The organism is Nonomuraea harbinensis, assembly GCF_019396385.1.
Lineage (GTDB): Bacteria > Actinomycetota > Actinomycetes > Streptosporangiales > Streptosporangiaceae > Nonomuraea > Nonomuraea ferruginea.
Genome location: NZ_JAHKRN010000055.1, coordinates 42,042 through 57,432 on the forward strand (window position 1 = coordinate 42,042; position 15,391 = coordinate 57,432).

The 15,391-nt window shown below is 71.2% G+C and carries 16 protein-coding genes; 5 read left to right on the top strand and 11 right to left on the bottom strand.

Annotation, left to right across the window (positions count from 1 at the left end; genetic code table 11):
- Nucleotides 1-26 precede the first annotated feature (26 nt).
- Nucleotides 27-1,139 (top strand): NAD(P)/FAD-dependent oxidoreductase, encoded by a 1,113-nt coding sequence (locus KME79_RS37300; protein ID WP_219550141.1) that lies wholly within the window; start codon nucleotides 27-29, stop codon nucleotides 1,137-1,139.
- On the opposite strand, the gene KME79_RS37305 is transcribed toward KME79_RS37300, so the two are convergent.
- Nucleotides 1,131-2,378: an MFS transporter gene (locus tag KME79_RS37305; RefSeq protein ID WP_219550165.1), complete on the bottom strand. Its 1,248-nt coding sequence runs from the start codon at nucleotides 2,376-2,378 to the stop codon at nucleotides 1,131-1,133. The genes KME79_RS37300 and KME79_RS37305 overlap by 9 nt on opposite strands.
- Before the next feature lie 134 nt (nucleotides 2,379-2,512).
- On the opposite strand from KME79_RS37305, the gene KME79_RS37310 reads away from it, so the two are divergent.
- Complete coding sequence (locus KME79_RS37310) at nucleotides 2,513-3,790, top strand: hypothetical protein (protein WP_219550143.1); 1,278 nt, start codon at nucleotides 2,513-2,515, stop codon at nucleotides 3,788-3,790.
- A 535-nt stretch (nucleotides 3,791-4,325) separates the two neighbouring features.
- On the opposite strand, the gene KME79_RS37315 is transcribed toward KME79_RS37310, so the two are convergent.
- Nucleotides 4,326-4,526 (bottom strand): EF-hand domain-containing protein, encoded by a 201-nt coding sequence (locus tag KME79_RS37315; RefSeq protein ID WP_308249192.1) that lies wholly within the window; start codon nucleotides 4,524-4,526, stop codon nucleotides 4,326-4,328.
- Nucleotides 4,527-4,711: 185 nt separating this feature from the next.
- Here KME79_RS37315 and KME79_RS37320 point away from each other — a divergent pair, with 185 nt between their 5' ends.
- Nucleotides 4,712-6,370 carry an alpha-amylase family protein gene (locus KME79_RS37320; RefSeq protein WP_219550145.1) on the top strand — a complete coding sequence of 553 codons (1,659 nt, stop codon included), beginning with the start codon at nucleotides 4,712-4,714 and terminating at the stop codon, nucleotides 6,368-6,370.
- 23 nt (nucleotides 6,371-6,393) lie between these two features.
- Here the strand turns inward: KME79_RS37320 and KME79_RS37325 are convergent, their stop codons facing one another.
- Entirely contained in the window at nucleotides 6,394-6,996 is a 603-nt protein-coding gene (locus KME79_RS37325; protein WP_219550147.1) for a TetR/AcrR family transcriptional regulator, read from the bottom strand.
- A 69-nt stretch (nucleotides 6,997-7,065) separates the two neighbouring features.
- Here KME79_RS37325 and KME79_RS37330 point away from each other — a divergent pair, with 69 nt between their 5' ends.
- Nucleotides 7,066-7,797, top strand: coding sequence for an SDR family NAD(P)-dependent oxidoreductase (locus KME79_RS37330; RefSeq protein ID WP_219550149.1), 732 nt, complete (start codon nucleotides 7,066-7,068; stop codon nucleotides 7,795-7,797).
- A gap of 1 nt (nucleotide 7,798) precedes the next feature.
- Here KME79_RS37330 and KME79_RS37335 read toward each other — a convergent pair whose 3' ends face one another.
- The 4 genes from KME79_RS37335 to KME79_RS37350 form a co-directional block, all read right to left on the bottom strand.
- Nucleotides 7,799-8,539 (bottom strand): cytochrome d ubiquinol oxidase subunit II, encoded by a 741-nt coding sequence (locus tag KME79_RS37335; protein WP_219550151.1) that lies wholly within the window; start codon nucleotides 8,537-8,539, stop codon nucleotides 7,799-7,801.
- 9 nt (nucleotides 8,540-8,548) lie between these two features.
- Nucleotides 8,549-9,799 carry a cytochrome ubiquinol oxidase subunit I gene (locus KME79_RS37340; protein ID WP_219550153.1) on the bottom strand — a complete coding sequence of 417 codons (1,251 nt, stop codon included), beginning with the start codon at nucleotides 9,797-9,799 and terminating at the stop codon, nucleotides 8,549-8,551.
- Between the two features lie 97 nt (nucleotides 9,800-9,896).
- Complete coding sequence (locus KME79_RS37345) at nucleotides 9,897-10,565, bottom strand: response regulator (RefSeq protein WP_148035073.1); 669 nt, start codon at nucleotides 10,563-10,565, stop codon at nucleotides 9,897-9,899.
- On the bottom strand, nucleotides 10,562-11,686 hold the full coding sequence (locus KME79_RS37350; RefSeq protein ID WP_246641071.1) for a sensor histidine kinase: 1,125 nt from the start codon (nucleotides 11,684-11,686) through the stop codon (nucleotides 10,562-10,564). The genes KME79_RS37345 and KME79_RS37350 overlap by 4 nt, the downstream gene beginning before the upstream one ends.
- Nucleotides 11,687-11,768: 82 nt before the next feature.
- Between KME79_RS37350 and KME79_RS37355 the strand changes: the two genes are divergently transcribed.
- Nucleotides 11,769-11,975 (top strand): hypothetical protein, encoded by a 207-nt coding sequence (locus tag KME79_RS37355; RefSeq protein WP_148035071.1) that lies wholly within the window; start codon nucleotides 11,769-11,771, stop codon nucleotides 11,973-11,975.
- Nucleotides 11,976-11,996: 21 nt separating this feature from the next.
- On the opposite strand, the gene KME79_RS37360 is transcribed toward KME79_RS37355, so the two are convergent.
- The 4 genes from KME79_RS37360 to KME79_RS37375 all read right to left on the bottom strand — a co-directional run bounded on the left by KME79_RS37360 (nucleotide 11,997) and on the right by KME79_RS37375 (nucleotide 14,882).
- Nucleotides 11,997-13,010 carry a fatty acid desaturase family protein gene (locus tag KME79_RS37360; protein ID WP_308249193.1) on the bottom strand — a complete coding sequence of 338 codons (1,014 nt, stop codon included), beginning with the start codon at nucleotides 13,008-13,010 and terminating at the stop codon, nucleotides 11,997-11,999.
- A 118-nt stretch (nucleotides 13,011-13,128) separates the two neighbouring features.
- Nucleotides 13,129-13,857 (bottom strand): hypothetical protein, encoded by a 729-nt coding sequence (locus tag KME79_RS37365; protein WP_219550157.1) that lies wholly within the window; start codon nucleotides 13,855-13,857, stop codon nucleotides 13,129-13,131.
- 80 nt (nucleotides 13,858-13,937) lie between these two features.
- On the bottom strand, nucleotides 13,938-14,150 hold the full coding sequence (locus KME79_RS37370; RefSeq protein WP_219550159.1) for a hypothetical protein: 213 nt from the start codon (nucleotides 14,148-14,150) through the stop codon (nucleotides 13,938-13,940).
- A 96-nt stretch (nucleotides 14,151-14,246) separates the two neighbouring features.
- Nucleotides 14,247-14,882: a response regulator gene (locus KME79_RS37375; protein WP_372452518.1), complete on the bottom strand. Its 636-nt coding sequence runs from the start codon at nucleotides 14,880-14,882 to the stop codon at nucleotides 14,247-14,249.
- Nucleotides 14,883-15,391: the final 509 nt, after the last annotated feature.

Here is a 15,391-nt window from a genome sequence, read left to right on the forward strand (position 1 = left end):
GGAGGTCTCCGGGTCACCGTGGTCCCATGAAATCGGTCATCGTGGTCGGATCGGGTATTTGGGGTTCATCGCTGGCGTTGCGGCTCGCCGAAACCGGATGGCGGGTGACGCTGGTCGAGCAGCACCAGGCGGGACATGTACGACAGGCCAGCGCGGGCGAGACCCGGCTGATGCGCTGCTCGCACGGCGGCGAGGAGTGGTACGCGCGCATGGCGTGGCGGGCGCGCGACGGCTGGCGGCGGCTCGGCGAGCGCGCCGGGGAGGAGTTGTACGCGGAAGCAGGCATGCTCTGGTTCGCCCGGACGCCGGACGGGTGGGAGCACACCAGCGCCCAGGTCCTGAAAAATCTAGGTATACCGTGCGAGGTCCTCGACCCGGCCGACGGCGCCCGCTTCTTCCCCGACTACAGCCCCGCCGGCCTCAGCCACCTGCTGTGGGAGCCGCACGCCGGCGTCATCAGGGCACGCCGCGCCACCCAGGTGACCGCCAGGCTGGCCGAGTCCGCCGGCGCCCGGATCGTCCGGGCCCGCGCGACCCCGGCGCCCGGCGCCGCCGTCGGGGCCGGGGGCGAGGTGCTGACCGCCGACCGGGTGGTGTGGGCGTGCGGCGCCTGGCTGCCCGAGTTGTTCGAGGTGCCCGTGACCGTGACCAAGCAGGACACGCTGCACTTCGCGGTCCCCGCCGCGTGGACCACGCCCGGCACGCCCGCCTGGGTGGACCACGCAGCCGCCGCTTACGGCCACGGTGACGTGGACGGCGTGGGCATGAAGGCCACCTCCGACGTCGAAGGCCGCCCGTACGAGCCCGAGCACGGCGAGCGCGCCGTGGACGAGGCCAGCGTCGCGCGCGCCCGGTCCTACCTGGCGCGGCGGTTCCCGTCGCTGGCCTCGGCGCCGGTGCTGTTCAGCCAGGTCTGCCAGTACGCGCTCACTCCCGACGCCGAGTGGATCATCGCGGAGACCGAGCCCGGCGTGTGGCTGCTCGGCGGCGACTCCGGCCACGGCTTCAAACACGCCCCGGCGCTGGCCGAGTACGTGGCGGGGATCCTCGACGGCGAGTACGGGCCGGAGCCGAGGTTCGGGCTGCACGAGCGGGCCCCGGCACGCGGGCTGCGGACCAGCGGGCGGGCCTCAGCTTGAGACGGCCTCCAGGCGGGCCGGGGCGCGGAGGTTGCGCACGCCGGGGGAGAGCAGCGCCGCGCAGGTGGACAGCACCACCAGGCCGCCGCACGCCAGCAGCGCGTTCTGCACGCCCATCAGCGCCGCCGCCGGCGCCGCCAGCATGAGCCCGATCGGGCCGAACATCAGCGAGCCGAGCGCGTCGTACGAGCTCACCCGCGACAGCGACTCCGGCGGGACCTCCCGCTGCATGGTCGTCATCCACAGCACGCCGAACACGTCGAAACAGACGCCCAGCACGAACGCGCCCAATACCGTCACCCACAGCGGCGAACCCGTCCCCAGCAGGAAGTACGGCAGCGCCGCCGGCAGGCAGAGCAGCGCGCCGACCAGGATCGGCCGGCGCGGCCGCACCCGCAGCGACACCACCACGCCCGCGATCGTGCCGATCGCCTCGCCGGCCAGGAACGCCGACCACGCCGCCGGGCCGCCCAGGCTCTCCTTGGCCAGCAGCGGCCCGAGCACCCCGTGACCGGCCTGGATCGCCATCACCAGGATCGAGAACTGGGCGACCACCACCCAGATCCACTGCCGGGAGCTGAACTCGCGCCAGCCCTCGCGCAGGTCCTTCAGCACCGAATGCCGCTCCCTGCGCTCGCGCACCAGAGGAGTGGGCCGCACCAGCGAGATCAGCACCCCCGCGGTGGCGAACAGGGCGCCGCTGACCGCCAGCGCCCACCCGCCCCCGACGAGCACCACCGTGGCGCCGCCGAGCACCGCGCCGCCCATCCTGGCGACGTTCGCGCCCAGGCCGAGCAGCGCGTTGCCGGCCTGCAGCCGCTCGGCCGGCACCACCTCGGGGATGATCCCGGTCAGCGCGGGATAGAGCGCGGCGACGGCTATCCCGCTGAAGGCGGCCGCGGCGACCAGGCCGACCAGGGGGGTCCAGCCGGACAGCAGCATCGCGCCCAGGGTGAAGAAGGCCAAGGCGTTCGCCCACTCGCCGAACTGCATCACCCGCTGCCGCGGGAACCGGTCGGCCAGCACCCCGGCGAACAGCATGAACAGCACCATCGGCAGCGCCTCCGCGGTCAGCACCACCGACAGCGTCGTGGCGGTGGCGCCGGGCAGGTCGAGGATGCCGAAAGCGAGGGCCACCGGGGCGAACGCGGCGCCGAGCATCGAGATGGTACGGGCCGCGAAGAGCAGGGCGAAGCGCCTGTCCCGGAAGAGCCCGAGATCGCCGAGGATTTCACGCACGCTCAAGTGTGACGGGTACGAAGTGATGCTGTCGTCCCATTTTCCACACGCCCGGACACAGGCGGTAGAGATCGACCGTTGATACCGATATCGTGCGAGATGCCAGCCGATCACTCCCCGGAAGTCAAGGTGCCATGCGACTGCGGCAGCTCTTCGTCATCGGTCTCGCGCTCTCCCTCCTCGGCATCGGCGTCCCGGCGTGGTCGCAGGACGATCCGCGCAGCTGCAACGACCTCATGGCGGAGGACACCCCCGCGTACGTCGTCTGCCGCTGGATGGCCACCCCCGAGGAAGCCGCCGAGATCGCCCGCTTCTGGCTTGACAACGACGGTCAGAACATGCGCGACACCGGCCCGATGGACCCGATCGTCATCGACTGCACCGAGAGCGACTGCCCCACCGACTCGGAAGGCGACGGTCAGTCGCACGACGTCGGCAGCCCCGACGTCGAGGGCGCCGAGGACGGCGGGCAGCCCGAGTGCCCGACCGCCGAGCCCTGCTTCGTCGACCCCGACGAGGTCACCGGCGCCGCCGTGAAGAAGGCCGCCGAGACCCCCGCCGGCCAGGCCGTCAAGACCTCCGCCACGAGCGGCATGCGCGTCTGGATCGACGCCGAGCTGGCCGACGACCACCAGGCCGGCAACCTCGCCGAGGCCGCCAAGAAGATCGCCGCCCTGGCCGCCCAGCCCGGCGTCGCGGGCATCCGCTTCAGCTCCGGCCTCGGCTACGACCGGACGTTCGCCACCGCCGACGAGCTGGACACGTTCGTCGCCTCGGCCTCCGCCGCGCTCCGCAAGCTCGCCCCCGGCAAGAAGCTCGCCGTCCACACCGCGGTGCCCGTCTTCGGCTGCGGCGCCGTCGCCGAGTGCGCCGAGGCCCTCGCCAAGAAGCACCCGCTGCTCGACCCCGACCGCATCGGCGCCTGGCTCGCCAAGGGCCTCGTCGACCAGCTCTCCCTCGACGGCGGCCACCTCGCCACCGAGTACGCCACGTGGCGGATCGACGCCGCCACCGCCCAGCGCAACCAGTGGATCCAGGTCCGCGCCCGAGCCTGGGACGCCTACGCGCACATCGCCGCCGAGGACACCGGCTTCGCCGCCCCCGGCGGCTCCCGGCTGACCACCGAGCAGGCCACCCAGACCATCACCGACCGCATCGCCGCCCCGCTCCAGGACGCCGCCGCCGGCACCATCACCCTCTGGACCCGCTGGCAGGACGCCCAGGGCCAGGTCAGCCGCGTGTACGGAGAGAAGTGGGCCGCCAACCCCACCTGGGACCAGCTCAAGAAGCTCACCTCCATCCGCCCCCGCCTCGCCACCCTGTACGACCCGGCGACCCCGGAGGTGGACGTGGCCACAGACCTCCGCAACCTGTCCGAAGTCTTCGGCCAGCTCTACATCCGCACCGCCTGAACAGCGCGGGCTTCCCCCGCCAGGGCGCTCCGCGCCCGAGAGCTCAGGGGCCGGCCCCCTCGCCGGGGGTGTGGGGCCCCCGGGGGTTGGCCGTCTGGACTCTGTGAAGGCACCTGGAATCGATCAAGACCACAGGCGGACCCTTCGCGTCACTGGCTGACATCAAGCCAAGATCCGGGTGGCCTTCTCCAGCCTTTCTTTCGACTTCTGGCTGTACCTGCACTACGGGATGTACGACGTGCCGCAGAGCGGGTGCAACGATCACGTACACCGGTTACTCGCGCAGCGCCCGGCTTTCGCCGGCTTCGGCGGGAAGGACAAGAGGATCACCCGGTCGCGGGCAGAGGACCTGCTGCCCCGCGTGGAAAAGGCTTATGCCAACGCGCGGAATCTGGGCATGCGCTGCGCATCCGGCGCGTGCGCTCATCCGGGCGGGCCGAACCCGGCTGTGATCTCCTCGATCAGGACCCGTCCAGCGGCATGTGGCGGCTTCTCGACAGTCTGGGAGTCTCGGCCCGTTTCGCCCGCGACGAGCCTACGGCTTCAGGAAGGCGCCGAACTCGTCCAGGTCGATGAGGCCGTCGCCGTCCTGGTCCAGGCGTCGCACGCCTGCCTGGGCGGCTTCCAGGGTCACCGGCTGGCCGAGGATCTCCATCAGGCGGACGAGCTCCTCGGCCGAGATGCGGCCGTCCTTGTCCGTGTCGATGAGGTCGAAGGTGATCGCGTGGTCGCTCATGATGGGCATCCTCCGGGAGATCCGTTTCGGGTCAGACTTTAGTGGCGGTTTGTCGTAGTGCGTGGATGAATGCCGCTAACCGGCAGTCGACGTCTGCGGATGCCCGGCAGAGGCGCGGTCATGCCTGCCGATCCCCGATCTCCCAGACTCGTTCTTTGCCGGGATTTGGGGGTAGCCCGACCCGCATGCGTATGACGTACACGAGCGACCTCTGGTGGAAGAACGCCGTCGTCTACTGCCTCGACGTGGAGACCTTCAAGGACGGGGACGGCGACGGGGTCGGCGACTTCCGCGGGCTCACCCAGGAGATCGATTATCTGGCCGACCTCGGGGTCACCTGCCTGTGGCTGATGCCGTTCTACCCCACGGCCAACCGGGACGACGGGTACGACGTCACCGACTTCTACAGTGTCGACCCGAGGCTCGGCACGCTCGGCGACTTCGTGGAGTTCATGCGCACCGCGCACGACCGGGGCATGCGGGTCATCGCCGACCTGGTCGTGAACCACACCTCCGACCGGCACCCGTGGTTCCTGGAGGCGCGCAAGGGCAAGGACGCGCCGATGCGCGACTGGTTCGTCTGGAAGGACGAGCCGGGACCGGAGCCGGAGCAGGTGGTCTTCCCCGACCAGGAGAACAGCGTCTGGGAGCGCGACGACCGCTCCGGCCAGTACTACCTGCACAGCTTCTACAAGCACCAGCCGGATCTGAACATGGGCAACCCGGAGGTGCGTGACGAGATCTCCCGCATCCTCGGGTTCTGGATGGAGCTGGGGCTGGCCGGGTTCCGGGTGGACGCGGTGCCGTTCCTGATCGAGAACGTCTCGCCGCGGCTGGGGGAGCCGCACGAGGTCCTGTCCGGCCTGCGCGCGTTCATGACCCGCCGCAAGGGCAACTCGGTGCTGCTCGGCGAGGTGAACCTGCCGTACAAGGAACTGGTCAGCTACTTCGGCGACGGGCTGGGCGACGAGCTCACCATGTGCTTCGACTTCACCGTCATGCAGCGGGCCTGGCTGTCGCTGGCCCGCCAGGAGGCGGCGCCGCTCATCGCCGCGCTGCGCGAACGGCCGGACGCGCCGAAGGACGCCCAGTGGGCGACGTTCCTGCGCAACCACGACGAGCTGACGCTGGACCAGCTCAGCGACGAGGAGCGGCAGGAGGTGTTCCGGGCGTTCGGGCCCGAGGAGCGCATGCAGATCTTCGGCCGCGGCCTGCGCCGGCGGATGCCGGGCATGTTCGACGGCGACCTGCGCCGGATGAAGCTGGCCTACAGCCTGATGTTCTCGCTGCCCGGCACGCCGGTGATCTTCTACGGGGAGGAGATCGGGCTGGGCGAGAACCTGGACGTCGAGGGCCGGATGGCGGTGCGCACCCCCATGCAGTGGTCGAAGGACGGCGGCTTCAGCCCGGCCGAGCCGGTGCGGCCGATGCCCGGCGGGCGGTTCGGGCCCGAGCACGTCAACGTCGAGGACCAGAAGCGCGACACCGATTCGCTGCTGCGCTGGTTCCAGCTGCTCATCGAACGCTACCGGGAGTGCCCGGAGCTGGCCTGGGGCGAGTACGAACTGCTGGACGCGGGCCATCCCGCCGTCCACGCGCACCGCAGCGACGCCGGCGGCGCCACGGTCGTGGCCGTCCACAACCTGGGCGACGAGGCGGTGGAGGCCGAGGTGGAGCTCGACGGGCTGGCCGGCTCCCTGCTGACCGACCTGCTGGTGGACGGCACCGTCGAGGTTCCGGAGTCGGGCCCGGTGCGGCTGCCGCTCGATCCGTACGGGACGCGCTGGCTGCGTGTGTCGGCCCGCGAGAGGCCCGTCGAGGACGTCTCCGTCAAGGCCCGCTGACTTGAAACCGGGCGATCCGATCATCAGGGGTGCGGTGGGGTGGTGGCGGGCCAGGAGCGCATCGCCAGGGCGGCGGTGCGCTCCAGTTCGTCACGGCTCGCGCCGTCGCGGGCCTGGGTGGACATCCCCTGGATGACCGCCGCGTAGTAGGCGGCCAGCGCCGCCGCGTCGGCGGACGGGGGAAGCAGGCCGGCCGTCACGTCGCGCTCGATGCGCTCCCTGATCGCGGCCTTGGCCGCCTCCCGCTTGAGCCTCAGCCCCTCCTCGACCTCCGACGACTCCGGCCCGCAGTTCACCGCGGCCGAGATGATCATGCAGCCGTGCGGGTGGCCGGGGTCGGTGTACTCGTCCGCGGCCTCGTACAGGATGCGCTCGATGGCCTTGCGGGCCGTGGGCTCCTCGGCGAGCGCACGGGCGGTGAAGGCGCCGTAGCTCTCCTGGTAGCGCCGGAGCGCCTCCTCGAACAGCCGCCGCTTGTCGCCGAAGGCCGCGTACAGGCTGGGCGGCCGGATGTCCATCACCGCGGTCAGCTCGGCGATGGAGGTCGCCTCGTAGCCGTGGCGCCAGAACGCGCGCAGCGCCCGGTCGAGTGCTTCGTCGCGGTCGAAGGCTCGCTGTCTCGCCATGGGACCCATTCTATAGCGATTGCTATGTTATTTTTCCTGTAGCGATCACTAAAGAAAGGGAAGTTCATCATGAGGACCGCTCTGGTGACAGGCGCGAGCAGGGGGATCGGCCGCGCGGCGGCGCTGCGGCTGGCCCGCGACGGGTTCCGTGTCGGGGTGCACTACGGGGTGAACGAGGCCGCGGCCGAGGACGTCGTCCGGCTGATCGAGACAGGCGGCGGCAGCGCGTTCGCGCTCCGGGCCGACCTGGGCGACACGGCCGAGGTGGAGTCCCTGGCCGCCCAGCTCCGGCAAGAGACCGACCGGCTGGACGTGCTGGTGAACAACGCGGCCATCGGTACGTCCGTACCGATGGAGCAGGAGACGGTGGAGGCGTTCGACCGGATCTTCGCGGTGAACGTGCGAGGGCTGTTCTTCCTCACCAAGCGCCTGCTGCCGCTCATCCCGGACGGCGGCCGGATCGTCAACGTCACCTCGGGCGTGACGCGCATCGCCTTCCCTCAGGCGATCGCGTACGCCATGACCAAGGGCGCGGTGCAGACGTTCACGCTCGCGCTGGCCAAGGAGGTCGGCCCGCGTGGGATCACGGTCAACAACGTCGCCCCCGGCATCATCGACACCGACGTGAACGCGGGCTGGTTGCATACCCCCGAAGGAGAGGCTTATGCGACGAGCGTGCACGCGGTCAACCGGATCGGCCACGTCGACGAGATCGCCGACGTGATCGCCTTCGCCGCCTCCCCCGGGGCGAGCTTCATGACCGGCAGTACCCTCGACGCCACCGGCGGCGGCAACCTGTAGGTCAAAGGTAGGAGGGGCCGGTGACGCGGTGCCGGAACGTCCACCACACCCAGGCCTGGGCCGCCACCATCAGCGGCATCATGGCCAGGACGGCCGGCCCGAGCACCGCCCCCGACGTGCCGGGCTCCAGCGGCAGCCGGAGCCCGGCCAGCACCCCCACCACCATCAGGGCCGCCGCCGTCAGCGCGTAGGTGCGGCCCTCGCCGGCGCCGCCCGACAGCACCCCCGCGCGCCGCCGCAGCTCGCCGCGGAGCCGGAGCGCGGCGAACGCCAGCCCGTGCGTGCCGAACAGCGCGGCCAGCGCCGCCACCGGCAGCAGCGCGAGCGGCCCGGTCATGCCGAGCAGCACGTGGCCGAGCAGCCCGCCCAGGCTCAGCGCCAGCCCCCAGCTGCCGGCCACGATCGCGCCGTCCCACCAGCCCTGCCAGAGCCGGCCGTCGAGCCGCCCGCGCAGCCACAGCCCGGTGTCCCTGACCACCCAGGACAGCAGCAGCGCCACGATCAGCGGATAGTTGCCGCTCAGCAGCTCGCCCTCCAGCTCGGGGAAGAGCCCGGCCAGCACGCCGGCGGTGACGACCAGCCACACCTCGTTGCCGAGGAAGAACGGGGCGATGGCGGCGATCGCCTCGCGCCGCTCGCCGGGCGTGCGGCCCAGGTACGGCAGCGCCATGCCGACGCCGATGTCGGCCCCGGCCAGCACCAGGTAGCCGAGCGCGAAGAACGCCAGAATGAAGATCTCCATATTCGCTCCTCAGAACGCCGGGACGGGCTCGGGCTTCTCGGCGGGCCGCGCGCCGAGGCCGACGGCGGCGGGCCCGCGCCGCGCGGTCCTGGCCAGCAGCCAGGAGTTGATCACGGTCAGCGCGGCGAACACCGCGGTGAACGCGATCAGGGAGAAGCGCATCACCCCGTCGCCCACCGGCGACATCGCGTCCTCCGTGGTCAGCAGCCCGTAGACCGCCCACGGCTGCCGCCCCACCTCCCGGAAGACCCAACCGCCGATCATGGCCCCGAACGGCAGCGGGATCGCCGCGATCAGCACCACGTGCCAGGCGCGGAAGCCGTGCACCACCGGCCGGATCAGCATGAGCACGAAGTTCAGCCCCGAAAGGAAGAACATGATCCCGAACAGGATCAGCATGGTCAGCGCCCCGGCCTGCACCCACTCCACGGGCGGCAGGTAGTCGCCGGGCCCGTGCAGCGCCGTCATCTCCGCCTGGACCGCGGCGGCGCGGTCGGCGTCGCCCGTCCAGGCGGCGATCTTGCCCGGCTGCAGCGTGGCGAACCCGACCCCGCCGAACGCGGCCGTGACCATCGTGGCGGGCAGCGCCACGCCCGCTCCGATCCGCAGCGACTTGCGGAAGAAATCCTGCTCAGGGGTACGCCTGAGCAGGTGGTAGGCGCTCACCCCGGCCATGAAGAAGCCGCCGACCATCATCGCCCCGCCCAGGACGTGCCCGAGCGCCACCATCGCCGCCGGGTTGGCCACCATCGCGCCGAAGTCGGTGATGTGCAGCGTGTGGCCGTCTGACCGGTAGCCGACCGGGTTCTGCAGGAAGCCGTTGGCCACCAGGATCCAGAACGCGGACGCGTACGCGGTGAGCGCGACGATCCAGATCAGCGCCAGGTGCGCCCACCGGTTCAGCTTGTCCCAGCCGAAGATCCACAGGCCGAGGAACGTCGACTCGATGAAGAAGGCGACCATCGTCTCCAGCGCCAGGGCGGAGCCGAACACGTTCCCCGCGAACTCCGCCAGCCCGCTCCACGCCATGCCGAGCTGGAACTCCATGACGAGCCCGGTGACGATGCCCATCGCGTAGTTGATGATGTAGAGCTGGCCCCAGAACCTGGTCATGCCCACGTGGACCGGGCTGCGGCTGATCGTGGCCCGGGTCTGGATGACGGCCACCAGCGTGACCAGGCCGAGCGTCAGCGCGACGAAGAGGAAGTGCGCGCCCGCGGTGAGGGCGAACTGCAGGCGCGCGAGGTCGACGGTGTCCATAGAGGTCAGGCTCGGGCGACGATCACCTCTCGCGCGTCAGCCCGCGGCGTGCACTCACCGTACTCCCGGGGTGTCATCCGCCCCGGGGGCGTACTCCTCAGGAGGTAAGCCAGCCCGGCGTGATGACACCGGCCTCGTAGGCGAGCACCACGAGCTGGGCGCGGTCGCGCACCCTGAGCTTGGTCATGATGCGGCTGACGTGGGTCTTCGCGGTGGCCGGGCTGAGCACCAGCTTGGCCGCGATCTCGTCGTTGGACAGCCCGCCGGCGACCAGCGCCAGCACCTCGCGCTCCCGCTCGGTGAGGGCGTTGAGCTCGGGGCCGGGCTCGGGCCGCTTGACCCGGCCGGCGAACTCGGAGATCAGCCGCCGGGTGACGGACGGCGCGATGAGCGCGTCGCCTCTGGCCACCACGCGGACGGCGTGGATCAGCTCGGCCGGCTCGGTGTCCTTGACCAGGAACCCGCCGGCGCCCGCGCGCAGCGCGCCGTAGACGTAGTCGTCGAGGTCGAACGTGGTCAGAATGATCACCTTGACCGTGTCGAGCCGCGGGTCGCCGGCGATCCGGCGGGTGGCCTCCAGGCCGTCGAGCTCGGGCATCCGGATGTCCATCAGCACCACGTCCGGCCGCAGCTCGCGGGCCAGGGTCACGGCCTCGGCGCCGTTGCCCGCCTCCGCCACCACCTCCAGGTCGTCCTCGTCGCTGAGGATGGACCGGAACCCGGCTCGTACCAGGTTCTGGTCGTCGGCCAGCAGCACGCGGATCATGGGGCTCCGTCCAGCGGTAGTGAGGCGAGGACGCGGAAACCGCCCTCCGGTCGTGGCCCGGCCTCCAGGCTGCCGCCGAGCGCGGCGGCGCGCTCGCGCATGCCGCGCAGACCGAAGCCGCTGCCCTCGGTGAACGTGACTCCCGGGCCGTCATCGTCCACGCGGATCAGGATATGCCGGTCATCTGAGGAGACGGTGAGCGTGGCCTCGCCGGCGCCGGAATGGCGGGAGACGTTGGTCAGCGCCTCGCGGATGATCCGGACGGCGGCCAGGTCGACCTCGACGGGCACCCGGTCGAGCGGCCCGGACAGCTCGGTGCGGACCTTCAGCCCGGACGCCCCGACCAGCTCGTCCAGCCGGGACAGGCTGTCGGCGGGCGCGGTCGGCGCGTCCTCGTCGACCTGGCGCAGCACGCCCAGCGTGGTGCGCAGCTCGCGCAGCGTCTCCTTGCTCGTCTCCTTGATCGTGCGCAGCGCCAGCTCGGCGTCTTCAGGCCGCTTCCTCATGCCGTGGAGCGCCGCCGACGCCTGCACGTTGATCAGGGAGATGTTGTGACCGAGCACGTCGTGCAGCTCCCTGGCGATGCGCAGGCGCTCCTCGCCGGCCCGCCGCCTGGCCTCCTCCTCCTTGCCGCGCTCGGCCTCGTGCGCCCGCTGCTCGGCCTCCCGCAGGTAGGCGCGGCGGTTGCGGGCCACGCTGCCGCCCGCGATGGCCGCCACCACCCAGCCGGCGATCATGACGAACGTGCTGTCGTCCACGTGGCGGACCTCGCCGCTCTCGCCCAGCCCCATGGCCAGCAGCGCGACCGAGCCGGTGGCGATGGCGGCGATGAGATGGCCGCGATCGGCCGCGGTGTAGAGCACCAGGAACGGCAGGAAGATGATCGGCGCGTCCAGCGAGGTGAAGGGATAGTAGGCCACGGTCGCCCCCATCACGGCGACCAGGGCCCCCACCGGGCAGCGTTCGCGGAACAGCACGCCGGCCATGGCGACGACGGGCAGCACCACGTCGAGCACGCCGGGATGCCGGTCGGCGCGGACCACCCAGGTGACGGCGAGCGCCACCACGGCCACCGCCACGACGGCGAGTGACATGACCGTGCTTCCCTGCAGCCTGCGCATGACCCCCATTCTCCCGGTCCGCGCAGCGTACGGGCCATACACCGGAAGTCGTAAGCGGGCCGCTCGCGGGTACAGCCCCGGGATGAGCAACGAAGAGGAACTGCGCCGGCTCGACGAGGACATTGCGCGGCTGAAGCAGGAGAACCGCGAGCAGCGCGAGCAGATCAGGGACATGGGGGCGACCGACCAGACGGAGATCGCCTCCCTGATCACCCAGGCCGACGAGCAGGCGGGACTCATCTCCGAGTTGGAGGAACGCCGAGAGAGCCTGCGTCGCCGGCAGGGCTGAGGACAAGGCGGACGGGACGGGTCAGCGCAGCGCGGCCCCCACGTCGTGCAGGTGCCGCAGGGCCTGACCGTACGAGCGGAACAACCCGGTCTCCAGGTAGCTGACGCCGATCTCCTCGCAGTAGCGCCGCACGATCGGCTGGGCCTTGCGGAGGTTGGGCGCCGGCATGTTCGGGAACAGGTGATGCTCGATCTGGTAGTTGAGCTGGCCGAGGGCGATGTCGGTGACGACGCCGCCCCTGACGTTGCGCGAGGTGAGCACCTGCTTGCGCAGGAAGTCCAGCTTGTCTTCGGCGGTGAGCACCGGCATGCCCTTGTGGTTGGGCGCGAACGAGCAGCCCAGGTACACGCCGAACACCCCTTGGTGCACGATCAGGAACAGCAGCGCCTTCCCGAACGGCAGCACGGCGAAGACCGCGCCGAAGTAGAGCACGAAGTGGGCCAGCAGCAGCGCGCCCTCGGTGCGGCGGCGCTTGGTCTCAGGCTGGAACACCGCCTTCACGCTGGCCACGTGCAGGTGCCAGGCCTCCAGCGTGAGCAGCGGGAAGAACCAGAGCGCCTGCCGCTTGGCGATGAACCGGGGCAGGCCGCGGCTCCTGGACACCTGGTCCTCCGACCAGACGATCACCGCAGGGGAGACGTCCGGGTCGTGGTCCTCGTGGTTGGGGTTGGCGTGGTGCTTGTTGTGCTTGGTGTTCCACCAGCCCCAGCCGAGGCCGATGCCGAGGTTGCCGACCAGCATGCCGACGAGGTCGCTGGTGCGGCGGGTCCTGAAGACCTGACGGTGGCCGAGGTCGTGGGCGATGAAGCCGACCTGGGTGAAGACCACGGCGAGCACGACGGCCACGAGCAGCTGCAGCCACGAGTCGCCCACCCAGACGAACAGCGCCCAGCCGCCCACGAAGGAAGCCGCGACGATGGCGCCTCGGACGGCGTAATAAACGGGACGCCGGTCGAGCAGACCGGCCTCATTGATCTTGGTGGCGAGTCTGGCGAAGTCACTGCCTCTGGTCGCCAGGCTGGCGGGTTCGGCCACAGGTCTCCCTCGGTGTCGCGATGGACGGATGCCCCCAGACTGACGCATCCGCTGCCCTCGTGAAAGATCCGGAAGCGCGGGTCGGTCCGCGAACCCCTTACCTGCCGGTCAAACTTGCTCAAAATTGGGCAAGCTTCCCCTGCAGTGCCTCGAACGGGAGCTGCGGCACAGTCGCCTCGCTGAACTCCGGCAGCCCCACCACCAACTCCTCGCCCACCACCCGCAACCCCCGCGCCGCCGCGCGGGCGTCCATGCCGCGCCGCTCCATGGCGTAGAAGGAGCCGCGGCCGTAGTCGATGCGGATGCTCTCCAGCCCCGGCCGCTCCCGCGCCAGGCAGGCGCCCATGGGCTTGCCCAGCGCGTCCGGCGTGACGCCGGTGTGGGCGCTGCCCGCGACCACCAGCGTGGGGGCGGCCACCGTGTCCAGCACCCGCCGGGCCATGGCGGAGTCCCTGTCCGGCCGGTCGGCGCCGTCGAACAGCGTGAGCGTGATCGGGGACAGCCGCCGCAGCACCGCGAGGTGCCCCGCGGTCACCCGGCCGTCGCCCACCCACCACTGCGCGCTCTCCAGCGGCGTGCCGTGTCTCAGGTACGTGTAGAGCTCCATGGTCAGGCCGCCGTGCCAGTCGAGCGCCAGGCTGCCGAGCCCGAACGCGTCCATCAGCCGCAGGATGACCAGCGGGTTCTCCCGTACTCCTGGCATCTCGCCGAGCAGCAGCAGGCCGGTCTCCATGAGCGACCGGCGCGCTCTCGCCAGGGCGGCCTCCTCCATCGGCAGCTCGAACCCGCTCGTGTCGAAGTCGGCCACGGCCCGCGTCAGGCCGTCGATGGTGTCAACGCCCGGCATGCCCTCAGGGTGATCGGGAACGTGGAGCGGTGCAACGGCCGTGTCGCCCAACGGTCGTGCGCGCTCGCCCAGCGGTCAGGTCACCCCGCGGACAGCCGGTCGAACAGGGCCAGCGCCGCCTCCCGCACTTCCTCGGGCGAGAGCCCGTCCAGCGTCCGCCTGGCCTGCGCGATGTCGCGGGTCGTCGCCAGCGTGATGGCCACGGACGACGCCGCGGCCCGGTCGACGGATCCGGCGGGCGCGGCGTCGGCCAGCTCCTGGGCGTTGGCGGCGAGGTCGAGGTTGTCGTTCAACGGGGCTCCTCAGTTGGTTGATCGGGCCATTGCATCATTCTGCGGCGTATTGTTTCCATCACTCGTCGAATGACGACTTGAGCGGGTCGTGGGCCGTCACGCGCCCGGGACCGCCAGCCCCGACTCGTAGGCGGCGATCACGGCCTGGACCCTGTCGCGCAGGCCCAGCTTGGCCAGCAGGTTGCTGACGTGCGTCTTCACCGTGTGCTCGCTGACCACCATGGCCTCGGCGATCTCCGCGTTGGACAGCCCGCGGGCGATCAGCTGCAGCGTCTCCCGCTCCCTGGCCGTCAGCACGTCCAGCGCCCCGGGCCTCGGCCTGGCTGGCCGGGACGTGAACTCGCGGATCAGCCGCGTCGTCACCGACGGGGCCAGCAGCGACTCGCCGGCCGCCACCACCCGCACCGCGTTCACCAGGTCGTCGCGGCGCACGTCCTTCAGCAGGAACCCGCTGGCGCCCGCCCGCAGCGCGTCGTACACATAGTCGTCCAGGTCGAACGTGGTCAGCATGAGCACCCTGCACCCGGTCTCCGCGCACACGATCCCGGCGGCCTCGATGCCGTCCATCCGGGGCATGCGGATGTCGAGCAGCAACACGTCCGGCCGGTGCTCCCGCGCCGCGGCCACCGCCGCCAGCCCGTCCCCCGCCTCGGCCACCACCCGGATGTCCGGCTGCGCGTCCAGGATCATCGCGAACCCGCTCCGCACCAACTCCTGATCATCCGCCACCACCACCCGAATCCCCCCATCCGTTCCCCCCTGACGTGCGGTGTCGGCACGAAGCGGCGGCTCTTCAGGCGGCCCCCCTCCGGGGTGACCCATTCGTGGGGGGTTTGCGCGGAAGGGCGGGCCGTAAGGGGGTGGGTCTTCGGGCGGCTCCCCTCCGGGGTGTCCCGTTAGCTGGGGTTTTGTGCGGAAGGACCCGTTGTGATGGGGAGGTTCTTCAGACGGCCCTCCGCGGGGGTGTCCGGTTGGTGGGGGGTTTGCGTGGAGGGGAGGGCCGTGACGGCGTGGGTTTTGAGAGGTCTGCCCGCTGAGGCTTCCGGTTCGTGGGGGGCCTGCGTGGAGGGGTGTTCCAGGAGGCTCCTTGGTGACGGGAGGCTGGCTTTCTCCGGGGAGGGGTGAGGGGGTCATGAGAGGGGGAGGCGGGCGGAGACGTGGAAGCCGGGGGCGTCGGTGCGGGGGCCTGCGGCGGCGGTGCCGCCGCAGGCGGTGGCGCGTTCGCGGATGCCGATGGGGCC

What these genes read in the sequence shown, in the direction of transcription:
- KME79_RS37300 (WP_219550141.1), top strand. Translation starts at nt 27, where the DNA reads ATGAAATCGGTCATCGTGGTCGGATCGGGTATTTGGGGTTCATCGCTG.
- KME79_RS37310 (WP_219550143.1), top strand. Translation starts at nt 2,513, where the DNA reads ATGCGACTGCGGCAGCTCTTCGTCATCGGTCTCGCGCTCTCCCTCCTC.
- KME79_RS37315 (WP_308249192.1), bottom strand. Translation starts at nt 4,526, where the DNA reads ATGAGCGACCACGCGATCACCTTCGACCTCATCGACACGGACAAGGAC.
- KME79_RS37320 (WP_219550145.1), top strand. Translation starts at nt 4,712, where the DNA reads ATGCGTATGACGTACACGAGCGACCTCTGGTGGAAGAACGCCGTCGTC.
- KME79_RS37325 (WP_219550147.1), bottom strand. Translation starts at nt 6,996, where the DNA reads ATGGCGAGACAGCGAGCCTTCGACCGCGACGAAGCACTCGACCGGGCG.
- KME79_RS37330 (WP_219550149.1), top strand. Translation starts at nt 7,066, where the DNA reads ATGAGGACCGCTCTGGTGACAGGCGCGAGCAGGGGGATCGGCCGCGCG.
- KME79_RS37335 (WP_219550151.1), bottom strand. Translation starts at nt 8,539, where the DNA reads ATGGAGATCTTCATTCTGGCGTTCTTCGCGCTCGGCTACCTGGTGCTG.
- KME79_RS37340 (WP_219550153.1), bottom strand. Translation starts at nt 9,799, where the DNA reads ATGGACACCGTCGACCTCGCGCGCCTGCAGTTCGCCCTCACCGCGGGC.
- KME79_RS37345 (WP_148035073.1), bottom strand. Translation starts at nt 10,565, where the DNA reads ATGATCCGCGTGCTGCTGGCCGACGACCAGAACCTGGTACGAGCCGGG.
- KME79_RS37350 (WP_246641071.1), bottom strand. Translation starts at nt 11,686, where the DNA reads ATGCGCAGGCTGCAGGGAAGCACGGTCATGTCACTCGCCGTCGTGGCG.
- KME79_RS37355 (WP_148035071.1), top strand. Translation starts at nt 11,769, where the DNA reads ATGAGCAACGAAGAGGAACTGCGCCGGCTCGACGAGGACATTGCGCGG.
- KME79_RS37365 (WP_219550157.1), bottom strand. Translation starts at nt 13,857, where the DNA reads ATGCCGGGCGTTGACACCATCGACGGCCTGACGCGGGCCGTGGCCGAC.